The following is a 7,137-nucleotide window of genomic DNA, read 5'->3' as shown; positions in this document are numbered from 1 at the left end:
AAGCCAAGGCTTTTTCAAGAAGCGCTTGGCTGATTTGGCATTTCTATTCTTACTCAGATAAAAATCAATGGTATTTCCTTCAGAATCCACGGCACGATACAGGTACATCCATTTCCCTTTGACTTTTACATATGTCTCATCGACTCTCCAAGAATCATTGGTTTTCTTTAAGTGACACCGAACTCGTTTGTCTAACTCAGGGCTATATTGATGTACCCAACGCATGATGGTAGTGTGCGCAATGGACAGACCTCGCTCCTCCATCATTTCCACCAAATCACGAAAACTTAGGTTGTACCGTAGGTACCATCTCACGGTTAATAAAATAATATCAGGCTGATAATGCTTCCATTTGAATAAATTTTGGTTTCCCATACCGATCACATCCCTTTTTTAGAGTACTAGTATCGGTATGTCCAAGATTTGGAGATTAATTGCAATTATCTTGAAGTTTTTGCACCAGAACCGTTTTTTCAAACTGTCATTGTATTTGCACCAGAACCCTTTCCTTGATCCCCTACAAAAAAATGGTCAGGAAATCGAAATCTTCTCCCCTCTAATATGTCTCGATACAGTTGAATCACCTTTTCCTTTTCTGTCACATGTAATTCCTCCTTACTAGCAAACATGTTTATACTTTACAATTTCATACAATTTATACCAATTACCTCCCGTACAAATGGGGCCGGTGCAAATAGTGAAGAAAACTAAAAAAGGATGCTATTGAAAATTCAACACCGTCTGTAAAAGTACACTTTTGCGAACGCTTGGAGGAGTCGTATATAAAGTAAATCAATTTTTTAAATGGGTTTATTTTTACTGATTTAGAATATTTCAAAAACTGTAATAGTGATGGAACACAAAAGTAATCCATCTTCTATTTTCAATGGAATCATATCCGTCGCACTCCTGACCATGTTTTTCAATAATTATACGAAACGATGTTGTGTATCTTCTTGTATTCCCATTATAGTAAAACGAAACCTCCAAAATAAAAGAGCCTGTGTAGTACGAAAGACTACACAGGCTCTTAAAATGCTCGAAGAAATTGACCAATTCGGAGAGTTTGTCAACAGCCCCAAGCTGGAAATTTTTTATTGGCTTTTATTATATCTTATTTAAGCATCTTTGTCTGATTTGATACTAACTTGTATACGATTTATATTAGGATAAATATTAGGGCCCTTACTTATACATTCAATAAATGCTCTTGTAGCTTCAGCGAGGGCACTCGCAATTGTACCAGGTAAGCCGCCCACAGTTGCAGGTGTTAAGAAAGATGCTATTGCTATTATAGGATAGAACCATAGAAGAGCCGTCGAGAATTTCTCGTAAGCCTAGGGTTTCCTTAAAAAGACAGATTTTAAGTTTATCAAACTCGTTTTTTTCGATTACGCATGAACTCTGGAATATCCAGAGATTCTTCTGACTGTTTCGAGTGTCGACCATAATCTTGAACCGGTTCTTCACGGTTTATCGAATCACGCTGTATACGTTGTTCCTTTTGATATGGATTAGACATTCCTTCCATTGATCGCTGGGAAGACGTTTGGAATAATGGAGTCTCTTGCTCAGTGAATCCAGTGGCAATGTTTCGATTGAGCATGAACGCTGGAATATCCAGAGATTCTTCTGGCTGTTTCGAGTGTCGATCATAATCTTGAACCGGTTCTTCACGGTTTATCGAATCACGTTGTATACGTTGTTCCTTTTGATATGGATTAGCCATTCCTTCCATTGATCGCTGGGAAGACGTTTGGAATAATGGAGCCTCTTGCTCAGTGAATCCAGTGGCAATGACAGTTACTATAATTTCTTCTGTTAAGTTTTCGTTAATGACCGAACCAAAAATCATATTTAATTCCTCGTGCGAAGCAGAAGCAACTATATCGGCTGCCTCCTGTACTTCATAAAGACTTACATTGTGGCCGCCAGTTATATTCATGATTACACCTTGAGCTCCATTGATGGAAGTTTCCAGTAACGGACTTTTTATGGCTCTCTGCGCAGCTTCAGCAGCACGGCCTTTACCTTTGGCAATACCAATTCCCATTAAGGCAGTTCCTTTATGGGACATGACCGTTTTCACGTCAGCAAAATCAAGGTTGACTAAACCTGGCACAGCAATTAAATCGGAAATCCCTTGAACACCCCGGCAAAGAACATTATCCGCTTCACGGAAAGCTTCAGTCATGGGGGTGTTTGTATCTACAATCTCCAATAAGCGATCGTTTGGAATAATAATCAAGGTGTCCACTGCTTCCCTCATTGCGTTAATTCCACTTGCCGCGTTTGCTGCGCGCTTGCGGCCTTCAAATTTAAACGGACGTGTTACAACCCCAACTGTCAGGGCACCGATATTACGGGCGATTTCAGCAATGGCGGGCGCTGCCCCTGTGCCTGTACCACCGCCCATTCCAGCTGTAACGAAAACCATGTCTGCACCTTGTAACACTTCTTGGATCTGTTGTTTGCTTTCCTCCACAGCTTTTCTACCTATTTCCGGATTTGCACCTGCTCCTAAACCTCTTGTCAATGATGCACCGATTTGCATCCTGGTCTCTGCTTTTGAGTGATTAAGTGCTTGTGCGTCTGTATTAACGACAATAAATTCTACACCCTGAACTCCGTCCTCGATCATACGGTTCACGGCGTTGTTTCCCCCGCCGCCAACACCAATGACTTTAATCGTGGCGAATTGGTCTATATTTGTATCAAATCCCAATATGATCATTCCTCCTCATTTATCCAAATTGCCTTGATTTCACACTATTCAAAGAGTACCGGAAGAACTTCTTCATATTATTCGAAGTTTTCATCCTTTTTTGTATGGTTTAGTAGATTAGGAAGCAGGATATTTTGCTGTTGTTTTCTGATTATCTCAGACCAAAACTTTAATCCTGATAGCATCCTGAAGGAAAAAAAGAGACAGGCTTAAGCCTGCTCTATTTTTGCAGATGTGTGATGCTTTCTTTATCAAGATGGAAATTGATGTACTCTATTTTCTATCATAGTATTTTGATTGGCTCTAATCAGTATTATGTAAACAAAGAACATACAGAGTATTCATTTTTAGTTTACTATGTTTAATAAATTTCTTGCACCAGAATCGAACAGAACGAGTTAGTTGCTATTCTGCGCAATCAGACACCATGTGAGTGCGAACTTGGACGGGAATCGTATTGGAATACGAAACTGGTTCTGGTGTAAAAATCTCTGAAACTTGGGCATACTAATACTATCAATCTAGAAAAGGGATCTTTGAAATGGAGAAAGAATCCACCCAAAATAGGCAGAGCTCTTATAGATTACTATTAATCAAGCACGCGCACTGTTACAGTTTTGCGTCCCCATTGCAGTGCTTCTTTTTGTGTCGGTTTTAATACGTCAATACGGTTTCCTTTAATGGCACCGCCTGTATCGCCGGCGATTGCTTCACCATATCCTTCTACCCATACTTTTGAACCGAGCGGAATGACTTTTGGATCGACCGCAATCAGCTTCATGTTTGGATTTTTACGCAGGTTTATACCTGTTGCGGTCATACCGTTATAACCATCCTCTTCATAAGGTGTGTATGCGGTAGCCACAACTTGGATTTCTTTTGCTGCTTTTACTACTTGTAGTTTTGGTGTCTGTGTATGTATTGTTTGTGTATGTATTGTTTGTGCACCTAAAAATTCTTTGCTGACATATGCGGATCCGCCCTTAAAGGCAATAACTGCCCAGCCGTTTCCACCGTCGCCGACCACTTGCACTCTTTGCCCGTCTTTCAACTTACCAATCACGTTATGATTTGTGCCGGCGCCATCGCGTACGTTTAATATATCAGCTGTTACATAATACACGCCGTCATCTTTTGTATATGGCTTGCTTACATAAGCTTTTTGTCCGTTATATTCAATCTCTAGCCAGTTATTTGCATCATTTTTTACTTGTAGTGCTTGTCCATCTTTAACTTTTCCAAGAATGTGTGAGTTAGTGTTCGGAGCTTGTCGAACGTTTAATACATCCGTATTTACAACTGTTGCTGCATCTGCAGTAGCTGTAAAGAACCCTAACCCAAAGATTGCTGCTGTTGTCATACCTAGTACTTTCTTCATTCGTTTCCCTCCGGTTTCTGTATGTGGCACCCTAATTATAGCAATCTCATTTCACGTAACCGGGAAAAACATACAATCAACATATAAATGTCATATTTCTTTAAAGATTTGTAACAGAGAAAATGATAGAAAAAAGTCAATTTCCCTTGTCGTATCATATGACAGAAGCATATTTCAAAAAATGGTGTATAGGGTGTGTTAATGGAATAGGCAGACCCCGACCTTTATTGAGTTCCTTGTTTGATTAATAATAACTTTCTGAACAGTATAAAGGAACAATATGAAAGGCTACCTAAATTGATTTATGTTGCCTGTAAAATCTAAAACTGATCTCATTTACTTTGATGACAAAACATTATGATATAAATTGATAAGAAGAGGGTGTCACGAAAACATGACACTCCCTTACAAATCCTTAGTATTACTTTTTTGTAGTTGCTCTATCTCACTTTATATAAGAGCTAAAGATTCCGCAAAGAACGGGTAGTATTTTTTAGCTCGTGGTTTGCTCGTCGCCAAGCCGATAGACCAAAAGCAAGTTTATCCCTATCGGCTTGGGCTCTGAAGCGCTTCACCTTACGTCCTTATATGTTTTCCATGTTCAAAGTATTAGCACTTATGGGGTCTGTGTAGCAATGGAGCTTTTTTAAGCAACTAGTATTAGTGGACATGAGTAGTTCCCAATCTCTTAAATCATGGCGAGAAAATTTAATAAAAAGAGGATAATTTTACTCTTTTCGTTCAGTTTAGGGGCATTTGGAATGTCCGCTAATACTTGTTGCATCTTTTGGTTCCATTGCTACACACAGGCCATACTCGTACCGGGTCAGCCGTACTAATGACGGACAAGGTACTCGTTAGGCGAATTTTCTTTGTCGCTTGAGCGATGGCCGACAGAATCATGGCATAGGAAGAAGTGACAAAATCCAATCGATGATGTTCCCCAATTCCAAAGAGGTCAAGACCAGCTTCATCAGCTAGCCTTGCAGCGGCAATAATATCGTCAATCCGACTCTTTGCGCTTATTACCTATCCCGATAGACCGGGGATTCTTTCTCCTAACGAATAGATTCCAAATTCAAATTCATTATCCTTCATTTATTTAAACCCTGGAAAATCAGCAAGATCGGATGCGTTAATTGCAAACAAAACAATGCCGATAATGGCAAGAAGAAGAATCATAAATGTTTGCTGAAAGGAGTCCTTAACCCGAATGTGCGTTATAATACCACCGATACCTGTAATTCCGAGTATTAACGCTCCTAAGGCTACCCAGCTTGATTCCCAATAGCCAACGACTAATGCAGCTGCACCGACAAATTCAATAATGCCTGTTACAATTCGGAACCATTGCGGCAATCCCCAGTGCTTGAAGCCCTCAACATGCATCTTGGAGCCTGCAATTTTTCCTAACCCCGCCATTAAAAACATGAGTGCTAATAAGCTTTGCAAAATAATCGAAAAAACTGTCATCTAAATCTCTCCTTAGCGATTAAAAATAATTGGCATTTTTTTAATATATAAATTTTCCGTTGCCACGCGATAAATGAACTTTCCTACATTTTCTCGTGATACTGCTATTTTTGCAGGCTTATCACCGAACGAAAATTCATATTCATTGTTCTTATGCTTTGCATTTGGATTAATAATTCGGACTATACAGTCCAATCCAATGAGGATTCTTTAATGAGCTTCTCAACCTTCTTCATCTCAAGATAACCGTTGGGAAAGAGAAGCTTTGCCATTATTCCGGGTATAACTGTACTAAACTGTTTTTTATCTTCGTTTGATTTCACTGTGGGAGTAGCTAAAGTGATGAATCTTTTTTTATTCAACTTTTGCATGGCATGTATAATCGTTTTATGTCCGTCAGCTATTGGAGTTCCTTTTATTTTGCGTGATGTATCTAACGCTGGACCAAGCGTGCTAATTACGACATCCGATTGCTCAATAGCTTGTTGAACTAAAGCTTGATTAGTTAACTCTCCGACGATAACTTTCAAATTTGGAAATGACATTTTAAGACTATCTGGTCTTCTGACGTATGCGGTAACCGAATTTTCTTTATCACTTAGCGCATGTTCGAGTACGATCTTGCCAATAGCTCCACTGGCACCAAATATAGAAATGTTCATTGAAGCTCCCTTCATTTTTTGTGCTTATAATAAGCACATTTTATTCTAAGAAAAAGTTGCATGTAATCCTGCAACTTTTTCTTAGCTATCCAGCTTTATTCTTCTTTAAAGAATTGGACACGATCTATTAATTGAGCAATCGTATAACTTCGCAAATACTCAATTGTCTTTAATTCGGCTTCGTGGAGAATCTTTTCAAGTTCAATATCTAACTGTTCTCCGGCTTCTCCGCAATCCACATCAATTTCGGCTTCATTGGAAAAACTACTTACTGCTTCGTAAATATCGCCTAATGTAATCTCTGCGGAAGATTTCCTTAAAAAATATCCACCATCCCGTCCACCTTTTGATTCAACAATTCCGGCATTGTTCAATGACTGCATAACTCTGCGCATAAAGGTAGCATGCGAATCGACTTGACTCGCTTCTATACGCAAGTCGTATGTTTTTCCACGGACTAGTATGCGTATATAAAATCCTTTGAGCATATACTCAGCTCAATGCTCCGCTTTACCACTATTTGTGATACGGTTCACCGTATCATCTCTGAGGCGAAATTTTTAGGGCACCCCAAACAAGGGTGCCCTGATTAAAGGAAGAGATGTTTAGCGCAGCGAACCGTGGCTTAGCAAAACCACAATTCGCCGACAAGTGATTCTTCGCATGTTTGGAGAGGTGGCGTGAAATCAAACAGCTCGATCTCCGTGTGTTTGCATTATTCTACAACATACAAACATTCCATCTTTAAGCTCTGATTCCAAATATTAATCAAATTAGCCTTGCAATGTTCTTGCCTCAATAATTGAAAAGTGAGCAGTACGTTCCTTTATTAACCAAGTTCCGTTTTGACGTACATATATATCATCATATTTAACACTATAGTCAGTGATAACTTCTTT

Annotated in this window: 8 protein-coding genes; all 8 read right to left on the bottom strand. The window is 39.3% G+C overall.

The genetic code is table 11. From position 1 onward, the window contains the following. On the bottom strand, window positions 1-375 hold a 375-nt coding region (locus tag H540_RS0120940; RefSeq protein ID WP_028402248.1), incomplete at its 3' end, for an IS6 family transposase. 98 nt (window positions 376-473) lie between these two features. Continuing rightward, window positions 474-602: a hypothetical protein gene (locus H540_RS35270; protein WP_281172536.1), complete on the bottom strand. Its 129-nt coding sequence runs from the start codon at window positions 600-602 to the stop codon at window positions 474-476. Window positions 603-1,372: 770 nt separating this feature from the next. Beyond that, window positions 1,373-2,728 carry a cell division protein FtsZ gene (gene ftsZ / locus H540_RS30500; RefSeq protein ID WP_425388158.1) on the bottom strand — a complete coding sequence of 452 codons (1,356 nt, stop codon included), beginning with the start codon at window positions 2,726-2,728 and terminating at the stop codon, window positions 1,373-1,375. A 586-nt stretch (window positions 2,729-3,314) separates the two neighbouring features. Further along, window positions 3,315-4,103, bottom strand: a complete 789-nt coding sequence (locus tag H540_RS0120925) for a 3D domain-containing protein (protein ID WP_028402247.1) — start codon at window positions 4,101-4,103, stop codon at window positions 3,315-3,317. A gap of 768 nt (window positions 4,104-4,871) precedes the next feature. Further along, on the bottom strand, window positions 4,872-5,111 hold the full coding sequence (locus H540_RS32460) for an LLM class flavin-dependent oxidoreductase (RefSeq protein ID WP_281172537.1): 240 nt from the start codon (window positions 5,109-5,111) through the stop codon (window positions 4,872-4,874). A gap of 90 nt (window positions 5,112-5,201) precedes the next feature. Then, entirely contained in the window at window positions 5,202-5,576 is a 375-nt protein-coding gene (locus H540_RS0120920; protein ID WP_028402246.1) for a DoxX family protein, read from the bottom strand. Between the two features lie 182 nt (window positions 5,577-5,758). Further along, a complete protein-coding gene (locus tag H540_RS30495) occupies window positions 5,759-6,238 on the bottom strand; it encodes an NAD(P)-dependent oxidoreductase (protein WP_245592316.1) in 480 nt (159 codons plus the stop codon). Between the two features lie 95 nt (window positions 6,239-6,333). Continuing rightward, on the bottom strand, window positions 6,334-6,726 hold the full coding sequence (locus tag H540_RS30490) for an RrF2 family transcriptional regulator (RefSeq protein ID WP_051317223.1): 393 nt from the start codon (window positions 6,724-6,726) through the stop codon (window positions 6,334-6,336). Between the last annotated feature and the right edge of the window lie 411 nt (window positions 6,727-7,137).

This window comes from Ectobacillus panaciterrae DSM 19096 (assembly GCF_000430785.1).
GTDB lineage: Bacteria > Bacillota > Bacilli > Bacillales > Bacillaceae_G > Ectobacillus > Ectobacillus panaciterrae.
This window is presented reverse-complemented; position numbering and strand designations above follow the sequence as displayed.

Excerpts from the sequence above, each read along its gene's own strand:
- H540_RS0120925 (WP_028402247.1), bottom strand. The coding sequence starts at position 4,103 with ATGAAGAAAGTACTAGGTATGACAACAGCAGCAATCTTTGGGTTAGGG.
- H540_RS0120920 (WP_028402246.1), bottom strand. The coding sequence starts at position 5,576 with ATGACAGTTTTTTCGATTATTTTGCAAAGCTTATTAGCACTCATGTTT.
- H540_RS30495 (WP_245592316.1), bottom strand. The coding sequence starts at position 6,238 with ATGAACATTTCTATATTTGGTGCCAGTGGAGCTATTGGCAAGATCGTA.
- H540_RS30490 (WP_051317223.1), bottom strand. The coding sequence starts at position 6,726 with ATGCTCAAAGGATTTTATATACGCATACTAGTCCGTGGAAAAACATAC.